The organism is Sulfitobacter sp. F26204 (assembly GCF_026410305.1).
Taxonomy (GTDB): domain Bacteria; phylum Pseudomonadota; class Alphaproteobacteria; order Rhodobacterales; family Rhodobacteraceae; genus Sulfitobacter.
The window spans coordinates 170,015-190,686 of the sequence record NZ_JAPMLQ010000006.1; the positions used below are offsets into that span (position 1 = coordinate 170,015).

Here is a 20,672-nt window from a genome sequence, read left to right on the forward strand (position 1 = left end):
TGGTAACTAACGAATCTGTTCTCTTGGAGTAATGTATGAAACGTTTTCTGGTAATGGCTGTTGTAGCGGCGTCATCGCTGGGCGGGATCGCCCGTGCACAAGATAACGCAAAGGTCGAGAGTTGTGGCCATCAGGCGACTGTCGTGGCAGCAATCCAGCAAGCGCGGCTGGATCGTGTAAAAGAGCGCAAGGTGCATGAACATGTGTTGGCCAAGGCCACATGGCCGGAGAATTTCAACACTGCCATCCCGCTGTTGACGCCTTGGGTTTACGAGATGAAGATGCGCGACATCCGTGAAAAGGATCTTGCGGCAGCCTGGACGGAGCTTTGTTTGCAGCAATAATGTGGGTATGCTGGACTCCTCTCGTTCGCGACCAATATAAAGCCCCATGAGCCTGCCACCCGGATTTTTGGACGAATTACGCACGCGGTCGAGCCTGTCACAGGTCGTCGGGCGCAAGGTCGTATGGGATGCGCGCAAGTCCAATCAAGGCAAGGGCGACATGTGGGCCCCATGCCCCTTTCATCAGGAAAAATCTGCCAGTTTTCATGTCGATGACCGCAAGGGATTCTATTATTGTTTTGGCTGTCACGCCAAGGGGGATGCCATTTCCTTTGTGCGCGAGACCGAGAATGTCGGTTTCATGGAAGCGGTCGAGATTCTGGCACGCGAGGCGGGAATGCCGGTGCCCAAGCGTGATCCGCAAGCGCAGGAGAAAGCGGACAAACGCGGCGACCTGAGCGAAGTGATGGAACTGGCCGTGCGCTGGTTTCGGCTACAGCTCAAGACCGCGGCGGCAGAAGAGGCGCGGGCCTATCTGGCGCGTCGGGGCCTGGATGCAGGCGCGCTGGAGCGTTGGGAAATCGGCTTTGCCCCCGATGCCTGGCAGGGGCTGTGGGATGCGCTGAAAGGCAAGAACATCAGTGATGATCTGATTCTTGGTGCGGGACTGGCCAAGCCGTCAAGCAAGGGCGGCAAACCCTATGATACCTTTCGGGGCCGGATCATGTTTCCGATCCGTGACGCGCGGGGGCGGGCGATTGCCTTTGGGGGCCGTGCGATGGACCCCAATGACAACGCCAAATATCTGAATTCACCCGAGACCGAATTGTTCGACAAGGGGCGTTCGCTTTATAATGTGAAAGAGGCGCGGGTTGCGGCGGGCAAAGGGCAAAGCCTGTTGGTGGCCGAGGGCTATATGGACGTGATTGCGTTGCAACAGGCAGGGTTTGAGGCGGCCGTGGCACCATTGGGCACGGCAATTACCGAAAACCAGCTGGCGATGCTATGGCGGATCGATCCCGAACCGATCATCACGCTGGATGGCGACACGGCAGGGCAACGCGCGGCGTTGCGGCTGATTGATCTGGCACTGCCGCTGTTGGAATCTGGCAAATCCCTTCGGTTCGTGATGATGCCCGAAGGACAGGACCCTGATGACCTGTTGAAATCTGCTGGCAAGGGTGCCTTCCAAAAGCTGGTCGACGGGGCAGTGCCGATGGTGCAATTGCTGTGGCAACGCGAAACCGAGGGCCGCGTGTTTGACAGCCCCGAACGCAAGGCGGCGCTGGACAAGGCCTTGCGTGAAAAGATCATGTTGATCAAGGATCCGTCGATCCGCAGTCATTACGGCCAGGAAATCAAGGATTTGCGCTGGAAGCTGTTCCGCCCGCAGGGAGGGGAGCGCAGGCCGACGGCGCGCAGCGGCGGCAAATGGCAGGCCGCGCCGCAGGGACCGTCACCGACCACAAAATCCTCTGTGCTGGCGGCTGGCACCGATCCACGCATGACACAACATCTGCGCGAGGCCGTGATCCTTGCTGCCTTTGCAACCTGTCCGCAGATCATCGAGGACTTCGAGAGCGGACTGGAAATGATGGTCTGTGCCGATCCGACGCATCGTGCGTTGCGCGATGTGCTTTTGCGCCATGCGCATCAGGATCCAACGAGGATGCGCGAAAAAATTTCCGAAGTGCTGGGACCGGACGCCCTTGAAAACCTGCTGTCCCAACGCCACGTTGCGATCACACCCTGTATCCGTCACCCAGGTGACAGGGAAATGGCCAGCCTTACCGTTGCAGAGGAATTGGCCAAGCTGGAGGCCGCCAGGGGGCTTGATGCCGAAATCGCGGAAGCCATGGAGGATCTGAGCGGTGTCGCGGATGAAGGTGTCACCTGGCGGTTGTCAGAGGCTGCGCGTGCCGCTGAACTGGCCAGCCGGTCGGGACATGAGGATACGGCTGAATATGACCGCGGCGACAACGGCGCGGACATCAACAAGGACGAACGCAGCCGGTTGGATAAGCTGCTGGGAACGATCAAATTCGATAAATCAAAGCGCTGAGGCCAAAAAACAGTGTCTTTTTTGGCAGGCACTTTAGGAAAAAGCAGGATATCGGGTTTAAGAATCATCGCGAAACCCGCATGATTCGGAGGTACGAATCACCTGCACTGATTCGCGCGTTTGCGCCGGAGGAACTTACATGGCCGCTAAAGATACCAACGAAGATACCAAACGCGACGATGCCGACAGCGGTCATTCGCTGGATATGAGCCAGGCCGCCGTCAAGAAGATGATCTCGGAGGCGCGTGAAAAGGGCTATATTACCTATGGCCAGTTGAATACGGTCCTGCCGCCGGATCAGGTTGGATCAGAGCAAATCGAAGACGTGATGTCGATGCTTTCGGAAATGGGCATCAACATTATCGAAGACGAAGACGCCGAAGAAGAAGAAGCCAAGGGCAGCACCGAGCTTGCCACCACCGACAGCAACAAAGAAATCACGCTGTCCGCCGGCACCGCAGAAAAGCTGGACCGTACCGACGACCCCGTGCGCATGTATCTGCGCGAAATGGGCTCTGTCGAGCTGTTGAGCCGTGAAGGCGAGATCGCGATTGCCAAGCGCATCGAAGCAGGCCGCAACACGATGATCGCGGGTCTGTGTGAAAGCCCGCTGACGTTTCAGGCTATCACGATCTGGCGCGACGAACTTCTGTCCGAGGACATTCTGCTGCGCGATGTGATCGACCTTGAGGCGACATTCGGCACACAAATGGGCGAAGAAGAAGCAACAACGCCGGTTGTTCCTGTCGCCGGTGCCGTGCCGGAAGCAAAGGGCGAGGCCAAGCAGGAGCTGGATGCGGATGGAAATCCCATCACCGGTGACGATGACGACGATGATGAAGACGAACAGGCCAACATGTCGCTGGCGGCAATGGAAGCGGCGCTGAAACCGCAGGTTCTGGAAGCGCTGGACATCATTGCCGATGATTACGTCAAGCTGAGCGAGATGCAGGACAGCCGGATTTCCGCGACGTTGAATGAAGACAATTCATTCACCAAGAAGCAGGAAGACAAATATCAGAAGCTGCGGGCGGAAATTGTGTTGCTGGTGAATGAATTGCATCTGCACAACAACCGGATCGAAGCCTTGATCGACCAGTTGTACGGCATCAACCGCCGCATCATGCAGATCGATTCTGCCATGGTGAAGCTGGCGGATCAGGCCCGGATCAATCGTAAGGAATTTGTCGACGCCTATCGCGGGTACGAACTTGACCCGAACTGGATGGAGCGGATGGCTGAAAAGCCCGGTCGCGGCTGGGCCATGTTCATCGAGAAATCAACCGACAAGGTAGAAGAACTGCGTGCCGACATGGCGCAGGTTGGTCAGTATGTGGGACTGGATATTCCCGAATTCCGTCGGATTGTGCAACAGGTCCAGAAGGGCGAAAAAGAAGCCCGTCAGGCCAAAAAGGAAATGGTCGAAGCGAACCTGCGATTGGTAATTTCGATTGCGAAAAAATACACCAACCGCGGCTTGCAATTCCTTGATCTTATTCAGGAAGGGAACATTGGCCTGATGAAGGCTGTCGACAAGTTCGAATACCGCCGTGGCTATAAATTCTCGACCTATGCGACATGGTGGATCAGGCAGGCAATTACCCGATCGATTGCGGATCAGGCCCGCACCATCCGTATTCCGGTGCATATGATCGAAACCATCAACAAGCTGGTGCGCACAGGCCGTCAGATGCTGCACGAGATCGGGCGCGAACCGACGCCTGAAGAATTGGCCGCCAAACTGCAAATGCCGCTTGAGAAGGTGCGCAAGGTGATGAAGATCGCCAAGGAGCCGATTTCGCTGGAAACTCCCATCGGCGACGAAGAAGACAGCCAGTTGGGCGATTTCATCGAGGACAAGAATGCGGTTCTGCCACTGGACAGTGCGATTCAAGAGAACCTCAAGGAAACCACGACACGTGTACTGGCATCTCTGACCCCGCGTGAGGAACGTGTGTTGCGCATGCGTTTCGGTATTGGCATGAACACCGATCACACCCTTGAAGAAGTCGGGCAGCAATTCAGCGTGACCCGTGAACGCATCCGCCAGATCGAAGCCAAGGCGCTGCGCAAGCTCAAGCATCCCAGCCGGTCGCGCAAGCTGCGGTCATTTCTCGACCAGTAAAGCCCGCAGCAGGGCGCATTGAATATGGGGCCGCCTTTTGGGCGGCCCTTTTTCGTGTCATGCTTGGCAAAAGTAGGTCATGCACGTCCTCGTGATTTTGCCCTTGGACGAATGTACCTTAGATAAAACCGTATCAAGCCGGAGGACCATCCCATGCGACGTCTATGCCTTGCTTTCATTTGTGCCACGCTTGCCGTGCCCGCATATGCGCAATCTTATCTTGCGGTGAACCGTTTGCAGGTTGTGCCTGTCGGCAACAATGCGTTCGAAGTGATCGAATCCCGTGGTGAGGGCGCGCGTGGCATGTGGTGCGCGGCGGCGGATTTTGTGCTTTACGGGCAAGGGAAGAAGGGCAACCAACGGCTTTATGTGAAGGTGCCGCGCGGTCCGTCCGCAACCGTTGCAGGACGCAAGGGCGCAGTTTTCACGACAGATGTGAATAGCCTGCCCAATGGTCCCAAGGAATCCTATTCCGTCAGTGTCAGGATTGCAGGCCTCGGATTGCCGGTGCTGCATGCCTATCAATTCTGCAAGGATTACCAGATTGAACTGGAAGACATCCTGTTGCGCAGATCGGGAGATTGATCAATGAAAACCACGTTATCCGCTTTTCTGATGCTACTGGCCTATGCCGCTCCCGCTTCTGCCATGGAATTCCGTGCCGAAAATGATGTTGCGGTCAGGGCGGTTACAGGGGGCTTTGAAGTCATGAGTGATGGCGGTTACGGCGCGCGGGGCATGTGGTGCGCTGCGGCCGACTATGCGCGCAAGGCCAGAGGCGCACATGGTTTTGCACGGCTGTTCATTGCCGAGGGCCGCGCCCCGGGCATTGGTCAACGGGCACCAGTGCGTTTCACCCTTGATCCAAGTGGCCTTAACCCGGTGCCGGTGACAATTGTCGGTGCATCTTTGCGTCGTGCCGGGTCGTCGCTGTCGGTCGATCATGCACATCAGTTTTGCACGGATGCCAGAATCATAAACCGGTAATGACAAGATGAACAACAATCGGGCACTGTGACCGAGCAGGCCGGTTGCAGAGGGGCGGCGGAAACTCCAGACTGGTTCCATGCAGACGACATTCCAGATCAGCACAAATGGCCAGGGGCTTGTCGAGTTCACCCGTGATGTCGCGAGGTGGCTGGCAGGTCAGGAGGATGGGCTGCTGACCTTGATGCTGCGTCATACCTCTGCATCGCTGTTGATACAGGAGAATGCAGACCCTGAGGTGCAAAGCGATCTATTGGCATTCTTTCAGCGGCTTGTCCCGCCGTCTACGGACCCTGCGATGGGGTATCTCACCCATCGGTATGAAGGCCCGGATGATATGCCGGGACATATCAAGGCCGCACTTCTGCCGGTGAGCCTGTCGGTTCCGGTCAGGGCGGGTGAGATGTGTTTGGGCAGGTGGCAGGGCATATACCTGTTTGAACACAGGGACGCCCCGCAGATACGCAGCGTGGCTGCGCATTTTCGTGCAGATTGACCCGTTGCCGGCATTGGATGCGAAGCAGTGCAGCCAGGCAACCCCAAGATATTGCGCCGCATTTCGCCTCTACCCAAAACTTCGCGGTTCGCCTATACCTGTGGGCAAATCGGGGGGAAGCCCCACAAGTGCGGTTGTAACACTAACAAAGAAGGGGGATGGTCAATGCGCTGCCCGTTTTGTGGAAACATTGATACCCAAGTAAAGGACAGCCGTCCGGCCGAAGATCATGTGTCGATCCGTCGGCGTCGGTTCTGCCCTGCCTGTGGCGGGCGGTTCACGACTTACGAACGGGTGCAACTGCGCGATCTGGTGGTGATCAAGACCTCTGGCAAACGAGAGGATTTTGACCGTGACAAGCTGGAACGCTCGATCCGTATTTCGATGCAGAAGCGTCCGATTGACCCCGAGCGCATCGACCAGATGATCAGCGGCATTGTTCGCCGGTTGGAAAGCATGGGTGAAACCGACATTGGGTCCAAACAGATCGGCGAGATCGTGATGGAAGCACTGGCGCGGATCGATACCGTGGCCTATGTACGTTTTGCCAGCGTTTACAAGAACTTCCAGGCTGCGGATGATTTCGATAAGTTCGTTCAGGAATTGCGCCCGGATTCAGCACCTGAAGAAGAGTGAGTGATCAGAGCCGCATGGACGCCCGTTTCATGGCGTTGGCACTGAGCTTGGGCCGGCGGGGGCAGGGCCGGGTCTGGCCCAATCCTGCGGTCGGTTGTGTGATCGTAAAGGCAGGCCGCCTTGTCGGGCGCGGATGGACACAGGATGGTGGCAGACCCCATGCAGAGGCGATGGCGCTGACCCAGGCCGGGCCTGCGGCAGCAGGGGCCACGGCCTATGTCACGCTGGAGCCCTGCGCCCATCACGGACAGACCCCGCCATGCGCCGAGGCACTGATAAAGGCGGGTATCGCGCGTGTTGTCGTGGCCCTGGCCGATTGTGATGCGCGGGTTGATGGCAAGGGACTTGAGATGCTGCGCAGCGCTGGCATCGAGGTTTCCCTGGGCGAAGGGGAAGCGCGGGCGCAGCGCGATCACGCAGGTTTCTTTGCCCGCTCCGAACTGGGTCGTCCCTTTTTGACACTGAAGCTGGCGGGATCGTTCGACGGGCGGATCGCAACCGGCACCGGCGAAAGCAAATGGATCACCGGCCCGGCGGCGCGCCGTCAGGTTCATGCCATGCGCAGTCGTCATGATGCGGTCATGGTGGGCGGTGGCACGGCCCGCGCGGATGATCCGGGGTTGACCGTGCGCGATCTGGGCATCACGCATCAGCCTGTCCGCGTGGTGGTGTCACGCAGGCTTGACCTGCCATTGATGGGGCAATTGGCCCGGACGGCCAAGGATGTGCCGTTGATCCTGTGCCACGGCACGGATGCAGAACCGATGTTGGTGCAGACCTGGCGTGATATTGGTGCGACCTTGCTGCCCTGCGCGGTCAAGGCGGGCCAGTTGGATACAGTGGATGTGATGCAACAATTGGGTGCATACGGGTTGACCCGTGTCTTCTGCGAGGGGGGCGGCGCGCTGGCGGCATCCCTGCTTGAGGCTGATTTGGTGGATGATCTGATCGGCTTTACTGCGGGCATCGTGATCGGTGCCGAAGGGGTGCCTGGCATCGGCGCAATGGGGCTGGCAAAACTGGCCGCTGCCCCGAAATTTAGCCTGAGATACGTAGAACCGGTTGGCAAGGATGTCCTGCATGTCTGGACACGGAACTGAACCTAACTGCGCCGCCAAAGGTGTGATTGTGTTGCGAAAAGACCTTGAAGTTTGGACAGCAGGCGGTTGGCCGGCCCGGGGCGCGGGATGTCATCGGTCGAAAGCCGTTCGACAATGATCTCGACCGGGCAGGGCAGTCCGGTTTTCGGATCGCGGTAACGCGGGTAATCGATCAATGCCGCATGCACCAACCCTTCAAGTGCGGGCTCTGCGCGGCGTCTTGGCGGGACATCACCCAGATCGGTGGTCAGACCCCAACCTGCGTAAAACGGCACACCCAGGGTGGTGACAGGCAGCCCGCGCAACAGGGCTTCGAACCCCAGTAGCGAAGTCATGGTCCAGACTTCATCAGCCACGTCCAGCAGGGCAATCGGATCGCTCTGATGCAATGTTATGTCGGCCAGACCGCTGGTGTCGATCTTGCCGCTGCGCAGGCCCGCTTCCACATCAGGATGTGGCTTATAAAGGATCACGGCATCGGGATTCGCATTGCGCACTGCCTGCAAAAGGGCGCGATTGGTTTGTACATGGTCGGTGCCGGTGCGGATCGAGGCATCGTCTTCGACCTGTCCGGGAACGAGGATGCGCCGCCCGTCGGGCAGGGTGCCGAGATCGGGCGCTGCGGCGGCAAGGTTGTATTTGCTCAGACCCGCGGCAGTGAGCTGTTCAATCAGCTTTCGCGCCCGTAGATGTTGATCCGGGCGGAGTTTGCTGCGTTTTTCGATGTATTTCTCCAGCCGGCTGGGGCGGGACGGGTCATAGTAGATTCCCAGATCATCACAGACCAGCGACAGGGGTGGGACCAGTTCGGCACCCAATCCCTTGGAACGCAGGAACCCGTCCTCGACCAAGAGGGCCTCGGCATGGCCTACTTGTGATTTGCCAGCCCAGACCATCCACGGTTTGCCGCTTTGACGGGCAATGACAGGATCATCCTGAAAAATCACTGGCTTGTAGCGGCCAAAAAAGCCTTGCAAGGGTTTGCGTTTCCACATGCGCATGGCCGAAGCGGTCCAGCCAGCGCGATCCTCTCGCCAGCAACGGGTTTGGGCGGCCAGTGTTTCGATTGCATCTTCGAGGGTGCCAAGGCGGTTGCGATAGGGATCGTACCATTTCGGGTAGAGGATCATCGCCCCGGCAAAGAGTTGCGGGCGGGTCAGTTTGCGCTGCCGGCGCGGCACCGGGAATTCATCAGAGGTCAAGCCCCAACCGGCATAGAAAGGTTGGCCGAAAACCCGCGGTTTGTGGCCGGCAAAGATCGCTTCGAAACCCATTTGCGAGGATACGGTGTAGACGGCGATGGCACCTTCGAACAGCGCCCATGGGCACACCGGATCGCTAAGGAATGTCACCCGGTCGGACAGGTCGCCGTCGGTGAAATAGCCCTTTCGATAGCCTTGTACGGTTTCGGGATGGGTTTTGATGAGGACGCGGGCCTGGGGATGTTCCTCCTGGGCAAACACCAACATTTCCAGAAAGCGGCCTCTGTCTGCACCGGAGGCTGCAACGGAGGCATCCCCGAAAGTCTGGTCGATCACCAGAACATAGCCGGGATCAGGGGGGAGGATATCCGGGTCGAATCCGCTGTATTTGGTCAACCGTGCCTCTGTGATGCGCGCGATGGCGCCGCGGGCGCGGTTCAGCAGGTCGGTGTTATCCAGAGGATGGGTGGTGAGTATTTCTTCGAGATCGCTGATCGTGCTCGGGTCGAAATGCACCCCAGCCTTGTCGAGCAGCAAGCCCAGCGGCGGTTCTCCCGCGCGGCCCGGATGCAGGGAGCGCAGGAAGGCATCCTCGACCCGCAGGACGGGGGTGTCATATTTCTCGGCTACGGCGAGCCCGCGATGTGCTGTGGGAGAATTGCCCCAGATCGCAACGCTGTCGCCGGGACGGGGGAGGCCGAGGTGCAGCGAATAACCTGACAGGTGCAAAATGCGCCGCAGCCGCCGCTGGGTCAGAAAACCGCCATTATAGACAAAAAGACGCCGGTCCTTTTCAGGACCGGCGGTTGGTGTGTCATATGTCTCGGGCCCGAGAGCCACGTGGATCAGCCGCCCGACAAGGTCGTCAGGCCTGCAGCGGAAGACGCTGTGCCGGTGATCGCCGAGATAACCTTGTTCCACTGGGTGAAGGGGGCCTCTGTGACATAAAGTGTATCGCCGTCACGGATCACAAAATCGCGGGCCATGAACATGCCGTTTGGTTTGGTCAGGTCGAGGACATAGACCATACGCTGCGCGCCCTGCAGATCGTTGCGTCCCAAAACCTGTGCGGCGACCTCTTCGGGTTCATTGCGAAAGACAAAAACGCCGGTGGGATCAGCCGTAGCGGCGTTAAGGCCGCCGACCTGTGCGATGCCCTCCAAGGCCGAAAGTGTCTGACTTTCAAAGGGGACCTGGGCCTGGCCACCCGTCGCGCCCAGAGCGGTGAAGGAACGCGTGTCTTCTTCGACCAGAATACGGTCACCACCGCGCAGGGCGATGTCGAGTTGCGGGTGATCGTAGAGATCCTGCAACCAGACCTTGCCACGCTGGGTGCCGCGAATGACGGTCACCTGCGCGATTTCCGGCTGGATCGTGACGCCACCGGCCTGCGCCAGCATCGTGCCGAGGGTCCGTGTGGGACGCTGGATGGCATAGACGCCCTGTCCGCCAACAGCGCCAATCAGTGAAACAGTTGAGCCGTCACCGGCTGCACGGCGCACCTCGACTTGTGGGTCTGGGGTCTGTTCACCAAGTTTGTTGGTAATGATGCGGCGGATGGCATCAGGGGTATTGCCGGCCGCCTTGATTCGGCCCGCATAGGGAATAAAGATAAAGCCAGCTCCGTCGACCTGAACTTCTTCGAGGACGGTGGCCGGGGCACCTTCGACGCCGAGCAGGGGATCATCGACGTTTTCATAGACGGTAATGCCAAGAACGTCGCCCGCGCGGATCGTGTCAGAGCCAAGGGTCGCCGCGTTCTTGAAAGCATCCGAGAAGCCAAGCGCAGGCACAACAGCGGTTGCGCGTGTTACACGGTCATTGACAGAGACAACAAAGGCGTCGCCTTCCTTCTGGACCGATCCAGCAAAGATTTGCCGTTTGTTGGGGCCAACTTGCGGCAAGCCACATGATGATACAGCGGCCAAGGCTGCAACGGTTACGATGGGACGTGCCCACCGGAAATATACGGATTTCACTGCCCGGTCTCCTCGACCTATTCAACTCTGCCTCAAAAATTCGCCAATTGTTTCGACGTAATTGCGGCAACGCTACCCTAGGGTGATTTGAAAATCCAGTGGGATGAAGTGGTTAACTCAGGTGACAACACGCAACTGTTGCCGAGGAGCCGCGGTGCCCGATTGCAATGCATCATAGGGATCTTCTGCTGCGAGCATCATATCGACCACTTGGCGCAGCAGCTGGCGGCGCCCGCGTGACGAATAGAAACCGCCAGGAATTTGTGATGTTTCAAGGAGATAGCGCCGGTAATCCTTGTAAGCCTTGTTGTCGGGGCGGGAGGCGGCGGAAAAAAATTCGGGCAGGGGTTGATCCGAGACGAACTCGGGCTGGGCATAGACCGCCCGGCCGAAGACCTTGAGCGGAATCCCGCGCCAGAGCACCTGCTGACCGGCTGTGGAGTTGACGGTAACTGCGGTTCTTGCGTCGTTGAGAAGCTGGGCCAGTTTGCCGCCCCGCACATAGTGCACGCGGGCGGAGACCTCCATCTTGCGGGCCAGTCGTTTGACTTCGCGGCGTAGGGGTACGCGACCATCCTCAAGCGGATGTGCCTTGATGACAAGGTGGTGGTGGCCGGGCGCACCCTTGGCGAAACTCTCGATGACCAGTTCCAGAAAATCGGACATCGTGTCAAAGGGCGAATGCATCTGGAAGGAACTGTCGTGTTCAAGCTGCAGGAGCGCGAGGTGGTAGGGAAACCCGCCCAGCCGAATGCGCATGGTTGACAGCAGGCGATCCGCCCAAAGCGCGGGCATCAGCAGCAGGCGCTTGACATAGAGCGCGAATTCCTTGGTCACGGGCAGGCTGCGGTGGGGACGGAAGTTGCGATAGTCGCCGTTCCTGAACATCACGAACCAATGATAGAGCGCGCCATAGAATATGTGTTGGCGCATGTCGCCCCAATGACCGGGCGGCAGGGGGGNGGGGGGCCTCCATATCGGAGCGGGCCAGCGCGGACTGCATCTGCGGGATCGTCATGTCCATCAGGCGGGAATTGCCGTTTGAGCCGCCACGTTCGTAGCTGACCCAATAGGGGCGCATGTAGCCTTCTTCGAAAACATGCACGGTGATGCCGCGTCGTTTGGCTTCGGCCACCGCATCGGCGTGGATCGGGCGGGTATCACCGTAGAGAACAATATCGGTGACGCATTTCTCTGTAAGAATCTGACAGAATGTGGTGCCCCATTCCGCGGCGGTCCCACGATAGGGGATGTAGCTGTGCGGATGAAACCAGAAGGCGCGGTCACCGGCGTTGAAACCGACACGCCAGACCTCTGCCCCAGCCAGCCGCAGCATCTTGCCCAATCCGTGAAAGAACGGCCCATGCGGCCCTTGCAGGAACAGAAAAATCCGTTTGTCGGCGGCGGTGGCAGTCATTTTCATCCCAATTGTGCGACTCTTTGGCGATATTTCGCATGAAATACAGGCGAAATTGTGACGGGGCTCTCCTGGCCGGCGGCTGGCTCTTGCCAGGGAGCTGCGCCAGAGATACCTCAATACCAAGCGAAAGAAAGGGCGACAAATGTTCACGGGGATAATCACCGACATTGGCACCGTGGCAGCGGTTGAGCAACAGGGCGATCTGCGGGCACGGATCAAGACTGGCTATGATACGGCCACCATCGACATGGGGGCATCGATTGCCAGCGACGGGGTGTGCCTGACGGTCGTCGGGCTGGGCACGGATTGGTACGAGGTGCAGATCTCGGCCGAAACATTGGACAAGACCAATATCGGCGCAAACCGGTGGCATGTTGGTAAACGGCTGAACCTTGAACGCGCCCTGAAGGTTGGTGATGAGTTGGGCGGGCATATCGTGTCGGGCCATGTGGATGGTGTGGCCGAAGTGGTTGCGATGGTGAATCAGGGGGACAGCACACGCGTGACCCTGCGAGCGCCAGAAGAACTGGCGCGTTTCATTGCGCCCAAGGGATCGGTGGCGCTGAACGGCACTTCTCTGACCGTGAACGGGGTGGAGGGCTGTGATTTCGGCATCAACTTCATCCCCCATACCAAGGAAGTCACGACCTGGGGCGAGGTGACCGTTGGCGACCGTGTCAATCTGGAAATCGACACCCTGGCGCGCTATGTGGCGCGGCTGGCCGAGATGTCATGACCGCGGGCATCGGACATAACCGAGGGCCAAGCATGGAGCGCGGCGCAAAATGGCGGGCCTTTCAGTGGCAGAAGGCGCGGGATGCGGCGATGCCCAAGGCGATTCCGCTGATGGTGGTCAGAATGCATGTGGCACGGGCCGCCCAGCTTGGCCTTGACTATCCAACCTACGCGGCGGTGCGAAAAGCCACTGGGCGCGACATCATGGGCTTGCTGTTTTCATCCAATGCCCTGCGCGTGGTACGCGCGGAAGCGCCGCAAATGCCTGTTGCACGCGGCGAGATCCTTGCGACGCTGCGCCAGGCGAAAAAACTGGCCTTGGTGCATGCCCCCTTGCAGGTGGATGCGATCAAAACGGCGAATCCCGTGCTGGACGCCGTGGACCGTGCACCGAGGTTCACCGAGAGTTGGGGAGACATGCGCGCGCATCTGGGCCGCTTTGTTACCCAGCAGAGTCTCAACCGGGATCAGGTTTTGATTATTGGCGATACAGGGATCGAGCGGGACTGGAGCACGGCGGCCCAGGCGGCCGGGTACCTTGACTCAACGCGGTATTTTGCAAAGGGCAGGGCGGGAGGTTCCGGGCTGGCCGCGGGGTGAACGCGACCGGTTGGTGGGCTGGCCAGGGGCGGGATTGAGTTTAAAGGCAAGATGAAGCCGGCTGTGGGCAGGTGTCAAATGCGACGCAACGGCGGATTGCGTGCGGTGGTGCGGCTCTGGTCAAGACAGTTGCGCTGGGGTATCAGCGGGGCATAGACGCGAGGAAATGCCATGAACTTTGAAACACCCGGGCCTGTGGAAGAGAAGCTGTCTGCGGCGATCTCTCCGATACAAGAGATCATCGAAGAAGCGCGGGCCGGCCGGATGTTCATTCTGGTGGATCATGAGGACCGTGAGAACGAGGGTGATCTGGTGATTCCGGCGCAGTTTGCCGATGCGGAAGCGATCAACTTTATGGCGACCCACGGGCGCGGCCTGATTTGCCTGCCAATGACAGCCGAGCGGATCGCCACCCTGGAATTGCCGATGATGGCGATGAACAATTCCTCGCGCCATGAAACCGCTTTTACCACCAGTATCGAGGCGCGTGAGGGGGTGAGCACGGGGATATCGGCAGCGGACCGGGCGTTGACGGTGGCTGTTGCGATCAGCGAGCAATCCGGTGCTGCGGATATTGCCACGCCCGGTCACGTCTTTCCCTTGCGCGCGCGCGACGGCGGCGTTCTGGTGCGGGCCGGCCACACGGAAGCAGCGGTTGATATTTCGCGTTTGGCGGGGTTGCATCCTTCAGGTGTGATCTGTGAAATCATGAAGGACGACGGGACCATGGCGCGCTTGCCGGATCTTGTTGCATTCGGGGCGGCGCATGGTCTGAAAATCGGTACCATCAGCGATCTGATTGCCTATCGCCATACCCACGACAACCTGCTGGTGGAACGCGACAGCCGCGCAGTGCATTCGGCCTACGGGGGGGACTGGCAGATGCGCATTTTTGCAGATCAGATCACCGGCACGGATCATGTGGTGCTGAGCAAGGGGGATATTTCGACCCCTGAACCGGTATTGGTACGCACCCATGCGATCAATGCACTGGAAGATATTCTGGGCCTTGGCCCAAGCCCTGCGGGTGAGGTGGCGCGCGCCATGGAGATTATTGCGGCCGAAGGACGCGGCGCCGTGGTGCTGTTTCGCGATCCCTTTCCCAGGCTGCGGCTGGATGCCGATGGCGAGGAAGGTCCGCGCACGGTCAAGAACACCGGATTGGGCGCGCAAATCCTGTCCACGCTGGGCCTGAACAAATTGGTGTTGCTGACGGACAATCCTGAAACACGGTATCTGGGACTGGATGCCTATCACATAGAAATCGTGGGCACCCGTCCCATTACGCAGGGGTAAATCATGGCAAGTTCAGAAGAACATACCGTCCTGGCGCGGCCTGTATTCGATCGTCCGGTGAAGGTGCTGATCGTGCTGTCCCCCTATTACAGCGATATTGCGCAGGGATTGCTGCGTGGTGCCAGGGCCGAGTTGCAGGCAGCGGGGGCGGATTTCGAAGTTGTGGAGATGCCCGGTGCGCTGGAAATTCCCACGGCGATCGGGATCAGCGATCGGCGCAGCAACTTTGACGGCTATGTCGCGCTGGGCTGTGTCATTCGCGGTGAAACGACACATTATGAAACCGTCTGCAATGACAGCAGTCGCGCGCTGCAACTGCTTGGCTTGCAGGGATTATGCATCGGCAATGGCATCCTGACGGTCGAGAACAAGGCGCAGGCCGAAGTCCGCGCCGATCCCGACGGGCAGAACAAGGGAGGCGGCGCTGCGGCAGCGGCCTTGCATCTGATCGCGCTCGCCCGTAGATGGGCGCACACCAGCAAGGGCATAGGCTTTAGACCATTGGGTGAGGATACGCTGATGGCGGGCGATATGGATGGAAATACGACAGCATGAAAACCTCTGCCACCGGTATTTCCGGCAACCAGAAACGCAAAATGAGGTCAGCTGCGCGGCTTTATGCAGTGCAGGCCCTGTTCCAGATGGAGCATTCGTCGCTGACCGTCGACAAGGTGCGTTCCGAATTTGTCGAACACCGGTTCGGGGCCACCTATGACGGCACCGAAATGCAGGATGGTGATGTCGCGCTGTTCAGTCAGGTTCTGGAAGAGGCCGTAACACATCAGGCACCAATCGACCAGCTGACCGACCGGGCGCTTGTTGCCAAATGGGCGATTGCACGGATCGATCCGACCATCCGCGCCTTGTTTCGGGCCGCTGGGGCCGAGCTGCGCGACGACTCTACCCCGCCCAAGGTCGTGATTGCCGAATATGTCGACCTGGCGCGCGCTTTTTTTCCAGAGGGGAAGGAGGCGTCTTTTGTGAATGCTGTGCTGGATCACATGGCCCGCGAGGCCCGCCCCGAGGCGTTTTGAGCGTGCTCTGACGCGCTGTGCTGCTTTGAAAAACCTGTAACCTGCGCTATATTGAGGCGAAGGGGGCAAGAACATGCCTAAGATATTTCGATTTTATTTCAAGAATTGCCTGATTGGCTTTGGCGTTGCCGCCGCTTTTGTTGGCGGGGTTTTATGGTTCAATGTCGCTAATCTATGGCATTTGATCAGCACTTCGGACGTCGGTTTGATGGCGGTTGTGGTGTTCTGGGTCTTGAACGGCATTGTTTTTGCCGGGGTTCAGACCGGAGTCGCCGTGATGTTGATGACGGAGGACGAAGATCAGGGGCCGATGAGCGGAACGCCGGTTGGCTTGATCCCGATCAGACAAACCGCCACCTCGGCACCCGACAGAAACCGCTAGGCACGGGGAGATCCATCTCCGCGTGCTGCGCGAAGTCTGTTCCGCGACGCGCGGTTTTGGCAGAAATTGGTGTGACAGACTGCCACTGTGCAGGCCATGGCCGTAATTCTTGACTTGGGTCATATGTCGGGAAGACAATCAAAAGAGCGCTGTCCGCTAGCCCCTGTCGGGGGCAGGGACGGCGGGTCTGCGCAAAAGAGTGACGGGACCACCGTTGCCGGTCTGTTGTGTATTCCCGGGGACCTGTATGTACAGGTGGGCGCCAGATAATCGAACCAGGGCTCGAACAGAGCCAGCTCCCTAGGGTTTGCTTAAGGCCACTGGAATGTAACGTCTCACGAACAGGGTAGTACCCGCCACAGCCTATAGGTAGGCGCATGGCAGGTCCGCGGCAAGGGCTAGTCCTTGTTGTTTTCGTGTATATCGCTGCGCATGCGCGCCATGTGATCTTCCCATCCCTTGTCGAGCGAGAAAATCAGATCGAAGGCCGCGGCACCATCGGGCAGTCCGGCATGTTCAAGCGAGAGCCTTGTGCCACCGGCAACAGCTTCGAGGGTCCATCTGACGTGACTGGTCGCCTCCCCCATGGGTCTGATAGTAAAGGTATATTCCAGGTATTCGGGGGGGCGGGCGGTGATCACATCCCCCCAGATTGTCAATGTGCCACTTTCTGCGCCGATCATTTCGAAAGGCTGGCCCTGCACCAGCGGTGCCTTGGGCGCATGAAACCAAAGCGCAAGCTTTTCGGGCTGGGTCAGGTAAGCCCAGACATCGTCGCGGCTGGCGCGGAGCATGATGGACTTGGTCAAGGTTGTGGTCATGAGTGTTCCCTTTCAATGGCGGTTTTCAATGCATCCAGACGCAGGTCCCAAAACCGGTTGAACGTTTCCAGCCAGGTCAGAACTGGCGCGAATCCCGATGGGTTGATCCGGTTGATGCGTTCACGGCCCCTGGGGGTGACAGTGATCAATCCTCCATCACTGAGGATGGTCAGGTGTTTCTTTACCGCGGCACGGGTCATGTCGAATCGGTCTGAGACATCCGTGATGGTCATATCCTGCTGGCTCAGAAGTTTGAGGATGTCGCGGCGGGTCGGGTCGGCGAGGGCGCGAAAGGCGTATTGGTTGGGCGCCGGCATCTGCTGGTTCCTTTATATGATACCTTTTGGTATCGCAAATAAATAGATACCATAAGGTATCATGTCAACGGAAAGATCGGCCTGACAAGGCCGAGCGGGTGCCGGACAGAGAGCCTCCGATGCTGTGCAGCGCTTCAACTGGCGGGAAAGGCCGCGCGTGGGCTTGTCAATGTTCATGGAATGTTCATAGTTATCCCATGACCCATGTTGATCTTTCGCCGCAGCCTTCGCCGCTGCAACCTGGACAGCTATTGGCGCGGGGGGTGGCACGGCATCTGGCCAGCCACGGTTTTGCCTGTGTTGAGGAACTGGTGCCCAAGCGCGGTCTGCGCGTGGATGTCATGGCCCTTGGACCCAAGGGTGAGATCTGGGTGGTGGAATGCAAGTCATCCCGCGTCGATTATATGTCGGACTGCAAATGGCAGGGCTATCTGGAATGGGCCGACCGGTTTTTCTGGGCGGTCGATTCGGATTTTCCGGTGGAGCTGCTGCCCGACGAGACAGGGCTGATCATCGCGGATGCCTATGGCGGGGAGATTATCCGTATGGGACCGGAGACAAAGCTGGCAGCTGCGCGGCGTAAGGTGATGGTTCAGAAATTCGCCATGCATGCGGCGCGTCGGTTGCACCGCCTGCGTGATCCCGACATGCGCACTCAGCGCGGCTAGCGCATTTTTCCGCCGCCGGCGCGCCGTGCCGCGGCAGTAATCTCTTCTGCAATTTCAATAGCTTCTTCAGGGGTGAAGTCCATTGGAATCTCGATGCCGTTGCCTTCGACAAACAGCCGGACCATGCCTGCATCGGTCGGCCCGATCTGCAGGTTGGCTTCGATGTCGCGTTCGTCGTTGATACCCATGGCGGCCTCCGTGATCTGGGGAGCATCGCTAGCGCGGGATGGCTTGAAAGGCAAGGACTTGCGGATGCAAAGTGAGTCCATGGAAAATGTGGAAATGCGCAGATTTACAGCGCGGGATCGGGATTGGCTGGTGGCCGCGCATCGTGATGCCTATGCCCGCGCCGAAGGGTTTGACGACAGTTTTGCTGTGCTGGTCGCCAGTATTCTCGATGAATTCCTGTGTGATCATGATCCGCTCTGCGAAACGGGCTGGATTGTCTGGCAGAAGCGCAGGCGGTTGGGCAGCATTTTTTGTGTGAAGCTGGATGACAGCACCGCCAAGCTGCGGCTGTTCATGCTGATCGAAAAGGCACGGGGCAAAGGGTTGGGTCAAAGGATGCTGGAGACCTGCATGGGCTTTGCGCGCGAACAGGGGTACCGCGAGATGAAGCTCTGGACCCACGAATCCCACCGTGCGGCAGGGGTACTCTATGCCAGGAACGGCTGGACCTTGCTGTCATCGCAGCCGGTTGTATCATTTGGTCGGCCATTGATCGAACAGCATTGGGAAATCACATTGTAGGGCGGTCCTTGGCTATTGCAATCTGTGCGAGGGGCGGCTAAATCCCCCTCGTGTGCCGCCTTAGCTCAGTTGGTTAGAGCACTGGTTTGTGGAACCAGGGGTCCCCCGTTCAAGCCGGGGAGGCGGTACCATCCTCAACATGGTCAAGACTGGACGCGAAGCGGTGCAAGGGATTGCGGTGTGGTTGTCTGCGTCTTTGCGGGGGTGTCCGGTCAATCAGGCGGAGTGCGGGAACCACCCTTGCCGGGGCGCTGCCCCGTCGCGCAGGCGCGACTCCCCGGAGTTTATTGGCAAGATGAAAAATGTTTGCTTGAAGTGTCAGGGGCTTTGGTAGGCTGCAGTCTGACGCGCCGGGCCAGACCCCGGCGTTGCCGGCCGTATGATGGGAGCCTCAGTCGATCTGGAGGGTTTGACGCAGGGCGCCGGTGAGGCGGTCGTAAATGAGGATTTTGTCATCGCTTGTGACAATGGCATACCAGTTGGTCCCCTGGGTAAAGGCCTGTGCCCTCGACCCCGGGGGCAATGTGATCTGATCGGGTAGTGATGGTGCATCGCGGTTCAAGCGCGTGACAAGCAGAGCAATCACCACTAGAACCCCGCAAATCATCACGACGGTCAGTACCGTCACCAACCGTCGCAAGAACCGCAGGTTCGCAGGCTCAATCGGATCATCCATGTCTTTGCACCGCACCATTACCTTTTTGATTGGCGACAGTCCGCCATCGCGTCTTGATAAGGCGCTTGCCCGGGATGTGCCAGAGGCGGCCAACCTGTCGCGCACCCGACTTGGCAGATTGTTGGAGCGCGGGGCGGTCAGGGTGGCAGGTCAGGTGGTGCGCGATCCGCGCGCAAGGGTTTCTGAGGGACAGGTTGTCGAGATCGGCGTGGAGGAGGCGGAGGAAAGCCATATCCTGCCCGAGGCGATCGCGCTGGAGGTTGTTCATGAGGATGAGGATCTGATTGTCATCAACAAACCCGCGGGCATGGTGGTGCACCCGGCCCCCGGATCGCCCTCGGGAACGTTGGTCAATGCGCTGATGGCCCATTGCGGCAAGAATCTGTCGGGGGTTGGCGGGGTGAAACGGCCCGGGATCGTGCATCGGATCGACAAGGAAACCAGCGGTCTGCTGGTGGTGGCCAAATCGGATGTCGCGCATCACAGCTTGGCCAGGCAGTTCGAGAAACATACGGTTGAGCGGTATTACAAGGCGCTGGTTTACGGGGTGCCTGATGCCAATGATCCGCGTCTGCGTGGCATCAGGGGGGCATCGTTCGAACCCGGTAATATCCTGAAAATGACGACGCAACTGGCGCGTCACAAGACCGACCGGCAACGACAGGCGGTGCTGTTCAATGGCGGCCGTCATGCGGTTACACGTGCCCGTACCGTCGAAAGTTTTGGCGCGCCTGCGGTGCTGGCTCTGATGGAATGCTGGCTGGAAACCGGGCGTACACATCAGATCCGCGTGCATATGGCCCATGCAGGTCATGCCCTGGTTGGGGATCCGACCTATGGGGGGCGGCGAAAATTGCCCAAGGCTGCCTTGCCTGAGATCGCGGCGGTTGCGGTCAGCCGGTTCCCGCGACAGGCCCTGCATGCAGCGGTTCTGGGATTCGAACATCCGGTATCGGGCCAGTTGATGCGGTTCGAGGCCCCCTTGCCGCAGGATATGGAGGACTTGCTGGAGGCGGTGCGTCTGGCGGTCTGAACTGATCTACACCACTGCGTGAAAGCCCTGAAATGTAACTTTTCATTCATTTTTCTTATGCCATTGTCA

23 protein-coding genes, 1 tRNA gene, 1 other RNA gene and 1 pseudogene are annotated in these 20,672 nt (G+C 58.9%); 18 read left to right on the forward strand and 8 right to left on the reverse strand.

Going from position 1 to position 20,672, the window contains the following annotated elements:
• Positions 1 to 35 precede the first annotated feature (35 nt).
• The 8 genes from OS190_RS14845 (at position 36) to ribD (ending at position 7,690) form a co-directional block, all read left to right on the forward strand.
• Positions 36 to 344 (forward strand): hypothetical protein, encoded by a 309-nt coding sequence (locus OS190_RS14845; protein WP_267159502.1) that lies wholly within the window; start codon positions 36 to 38, stop codon positions 342 to 344.
• A gap of 46 nt (positions 345 to 390) precedes the next feature.
• Complete coding sequence (dnaG, locus tag OS190_RS14850; protein ID WP_267159503.1) at positions 391 to 2,346, forward strand: DNA primase; 1,956 nt, start codon at positions 391 to 393, stop codon at positions 2,344 to 2,346.
• Between the two features lie 139 nt (positions 2,347 to 2,485).
• Positions 2,486 to 4,471: an RNA polymerase sigma factor RpoD gene (gene rpoD / locus OS190_RS14855; protein WP_267159504.1), complete on the forward strand. Its 1,986-nt coding sequence runs from the start codon at positions 2,486 to 2,488 to the stop codon at positions 4,469 to 4,471.
• A 153-nt stretch (positions 4,472 to 4,624) separates the two neighbouring features.
• Complete coding sequence (locus tag OS190_RS14860; RefSeq protein ID WP_267159505.1) at positions 4,625 to 5,056, forward strand: hypothetical protein; 432 nt, start codon at positions 4,625 to 4,627, stop codon at positions 5,054 to 5,056.
• Positions 5,057 to 5,059: 3 nt separating this feature from the next.
• The gene (locus OS190_RS14865) at positions 5,060 to 5,458 is read left to right on the forward strand and encodes a hypothetical protein (protein WP_267159506.1); all 399 of its coding nucleotides are present in this window, start codon (positions 5,060 to 5,062) and stop codon (positions 5,456 to 5,458) included.
• Between the two features lie 79 nt (positions 5,459 to 5,537).
• Positions 5,538 to 5,954 (forward strand): secondary thiamine-phosphate synthase enzyme YjbQ, encoded by a 417-nt coding sequence (locus OS190_RS14870; RefSeq protein WP_267159507.1) that lies wholly within the window; start codon positions 5,538 to 5,540, stop codon positions 5,952 to 5,954.
• A gap of 165 nt (positions 5,955 to 6,119) precedes the next feature.
• On the forward strand, positions 6,120 to 6,590 hold the full coding sequence (gene nrdR, locus OS190_RS14875) for a transcriptional regulator NrdR (RefSeq protein WP_267159508.1): 471 nt from the start codon (positions 6,120 to 6,122) through the stop codon (positions 6,588 to 6,590).
• A 14-nt stretch (positions 6,591 to 6,604) separates the two neighbouring features.
• The gene (gene ribD, locus OS190_RS14880; RefSeq protein WP_267159585.1) at positions 6,605 to 7,690 is read left to right on the forward strand and encodes a bifunctional diaminohydroxyphosphoribosylaminopyrimidine deaminase/5-amino-6-(5-phosphoribosylamino)uracil reductase RibD; all 1,086 of its coding nucleotides are present in this window, start codon (positions 6,605 to 6,607) and stop codon (positions 7,688 to 7,690) included.
• A 2-nt stretch (positions 7,691 to 7,692) separates the two neighbouring features.
• On the opposite strand, the gene OS190_RS14885 is transcribed toward ribD, so the two are convergent.
• From OS190_RS14885 to OS190_RS14895, 3 genes and pseudogenes are all read right to left on the reverse strand, one after another.
• Complete coding sequence (locus OS190_RS14885; protein ID WP_267159509.1) at positions 7,693 to 9,732, reverse strand: capsule polysaccharide biogenesis protein; 2,040 nt, start codon at positions 9,730 to 9,732, stop codon at positions 7,693 to 7,695.
• A gap of 5 nt (positions 9,733 to 9,737) precedes the next feature.
• Positions 9,738 to 10,871 carry a polysaccharide biosynthesis/export family protein gene (locus OS190_RS14890; protein ID WP_267159510.1) on the reverse strand — a complete coding sequence of 378 codons (1,134 nt, stop codon included), beginning with the start codon at positions 10,869 to 10,871 and terminating at the stop codon, positions 9,738 to 9,740.
• A gap of 117 nt (positions 10,872 to 10,988) precedes the next feature.
• A pseudogene (locus OS190_RS14895) lies at positions 10,989 to 12,288 on the reverse strand (capsule polysaccharide biogenesis protein).
• 145 nt (positions 12,289 to 12,433) lie between these two features.
• Between OS190_RS14895 and OS190_RS14900 the strand changes: the two are divergent.
• The 6 genes from OS190_RS14900 (at position 12,434) to OS190_RS14925 (ending at position 16,338) form a co-directional block, all read left to right on the forward strand.
• Positions 12,434 to 13,027 carry a riboflavin synthase gene (locus tag OS190_RS14900; RefSeq protein ID WP_267159511.1) on the forward strand — a complete coding sequence of 198 codons (594 nt, stop codon included), beginning with the start codon at positions 12,434 to 12,436 and terminating at the stop codon, positions 13,025 to 13,027.
• Positions 13,024 to 13,626 (forward strand): hypothetical protein, encoded by a 603-nt coding sequence (locus tag OS190_RS14905; protein ID WP_267159512.1) that lies wholly within the window; start codon positions 13,024 to 13,026, stop codon positions 13,624 to 13,626. Before OS190_RS14900 ends, OS190_RS14905 begins: the two co-directional genes overlap by 4 nt.
• 171 nt (positions 13,627 to 13,797) lie before the next feature.
• Positions 13,798 to 14,922 (forward strand): 3,4-dihydroxy-2-butanone-4-phosphate synthase, encoded by a 1,125-nt coding sequence (gene ribB, locus OS190_RS14910; protein ID WP_267159513.1) that lies wholly within the window; start codon positions 13,798 to 13,800, stop codon positions 14,920 to 14,922.
• Between the two features lie 3 nt (positions 14,923 to 14,925).
• Positions 14,926 to 15,477 carry a 6,7-dimethyl-8-ribityllumazine synthase gene (locus OS190_RS14915; protein WP_267159514.1) on the forward strand — a complete coding sequence of 184 codons (552 nt, stop codon included), beginning with the start codon at positions 14,926 to 14,928 and terminating at the stop codon, positions 15,475 to 15,477.
• Positions 15,474 to 15,956, forward strand: a complete 483-nt coding sequence (gene nusB / locus OS190_RS14920; protein ID WP_267159515.1) for a transcription antitermination factor NusB — start codon at positions 15,474 to 15,476, stop codon at positions 15,954 to 15,956. Before OS190_RS14915 ends, nusB begins: the two co-directional genes overlap by 4 nt.
• Before the next feature lie 73 nt (positions 15,957 to 16,029).
• Complete coding sequence (locus tag OS190_RS14925) at positions 16,030 to 16,338, forward strand: hypothetical protein (RefSeq protein WP_267159516.1); 309 nt, start codon at positions 16,030 to 16,032, stop codon at positions 16,336 to 16,338.
• 201 nt (positions 16,339 to 16,539) lie between these two features.
• Here OS190_RS14925 and ssrS read toward each other — a convergent pair.
• The 3 genes from ssrS to OS190_RS14940 form a co-directional block, all read right to left on the reverse strand.
• A non-coding RNA gene (ssrS, locus tag OS190_RS14930) (6S RNA) lies at positions 16,540 to 16,694 on the reverse strand.
• A gap of 42 nt (positions 16,695 to 16,736) precedes the next feature.
• Positions 16,737 to 17,159 (reverse strand): SRPBCC family protein, encoded by a 423-nt coding sequence (locus OS190_RS14935; RefSeq protein ID WP_267159517.1) that lies wholly within the window; start codon positions 17,157 to 17,159, stop codon positions 16,737 to 16,739.
• Entirely contained in the window at positions 17,156 to 17,476 is a 321-nt protein-coding gene (locus tag OS190_RS14940; protein ID WP_267159518.1) for an ArsR/SmtB family transcription factor, read from the reverse strand. Before OS190_RS14940 ends, OS190_RS14935 begins: the two co-directional genes overlap by 4 nt.
• A gap of 197 nt (positions 17,477 to 17,673) precedes the next feature.
• Between OS190_RS14940 and OS190_RS14945 the strand changes: the two genes are divergently transcribed.
• On the forward strand, positions 17,674 to 18,144 hold the full coding sequence (locus OS190_RS14945; protein ID WP_267159519.1) for an MmcB family DNA repair protein: 471 nt from the start codon (positions 17,674 to 17,676) through the stop codon (positions 18,142 to 18,144).
• On the opposite strand, the gene OS190_RS14950 is transcribed toward OS190_RS14945, so the two are convergent.
• Positions 18,141 to 18,332: a DUF6324 family protein gene (locus OS190_RS14950; protein WP_267159520.1), complete on the reverse strand. Its 192-nt coding sequence runs from the start codon at positions 18,330 to 18,332 to the stop codon at positions 18,141 to 18,143. The two genes, OS190_RS14945 and OS190_RS14950, sit on opposite strands and share 4 nt — an antisense overlap.
• 64 nt (positions 18,333 to 18,396) lie before the next feature.
• Between OS190_RS14950 and OS190_RS14955 the strand changes: the two genes are divergently transcribed.
• Both OS190_RS14955 and OS190_RS14960 read left to right on the forward strand, forming a co-directional pair.
• Entirely contained in the window at positions 18,397 to 18,894 is a 498-nt protein-coding gene (locus OS190_RS14955; protein WP_267159521.1) for a GNAT family N-acetyltransferase, read from the forward strand.
• Positions 18,895 to 18,948: 54 nt separating this feature from the next.
• Positions 18,949 to 19,025 (forward strand) — tRNA-His (locus tag OS190_RS14960).
• A 260-nt stretch (positions 19,026 to 19,285) separates the two neighbouring features.
• Here OS190_RS14960 and OS190_RS14965 read toward each other — a convergent pair.
• Positions 19,286 to 19,570 carry a DUF6476 family protein gene (locus tag OS190_RS14965; RefSeq protein WP_267159522.1) on the reverse strand — a complete coding sequence of 95 codons (285 nt, stop codon included), beginning with the start codon at positions 19,568 to 19,570 and terminating at the stop codon, positions 19,286 to 19,288.
• Here OS190_RS14965 and OS190_RS14970 point away from each other — a divergent pair.
• Complete coding sequence (locus OS190_RS14970) at positions 19,569 to 20,603, forward strand: RluA family pseudouridine synthase (RefSeq protein ID WP_267159523.1); 1,035 nt, start codon at positions 19,569 to 19,571, stop codon at positions 20,601 to 20,603. The two genes, OS190_RS14965 and OS190_RS14970, sit on opposite strands and share 2 nt — an antisense overlap.
• Positions 20,604 to 20,672 lie beyond the last annotated feature (69 nt).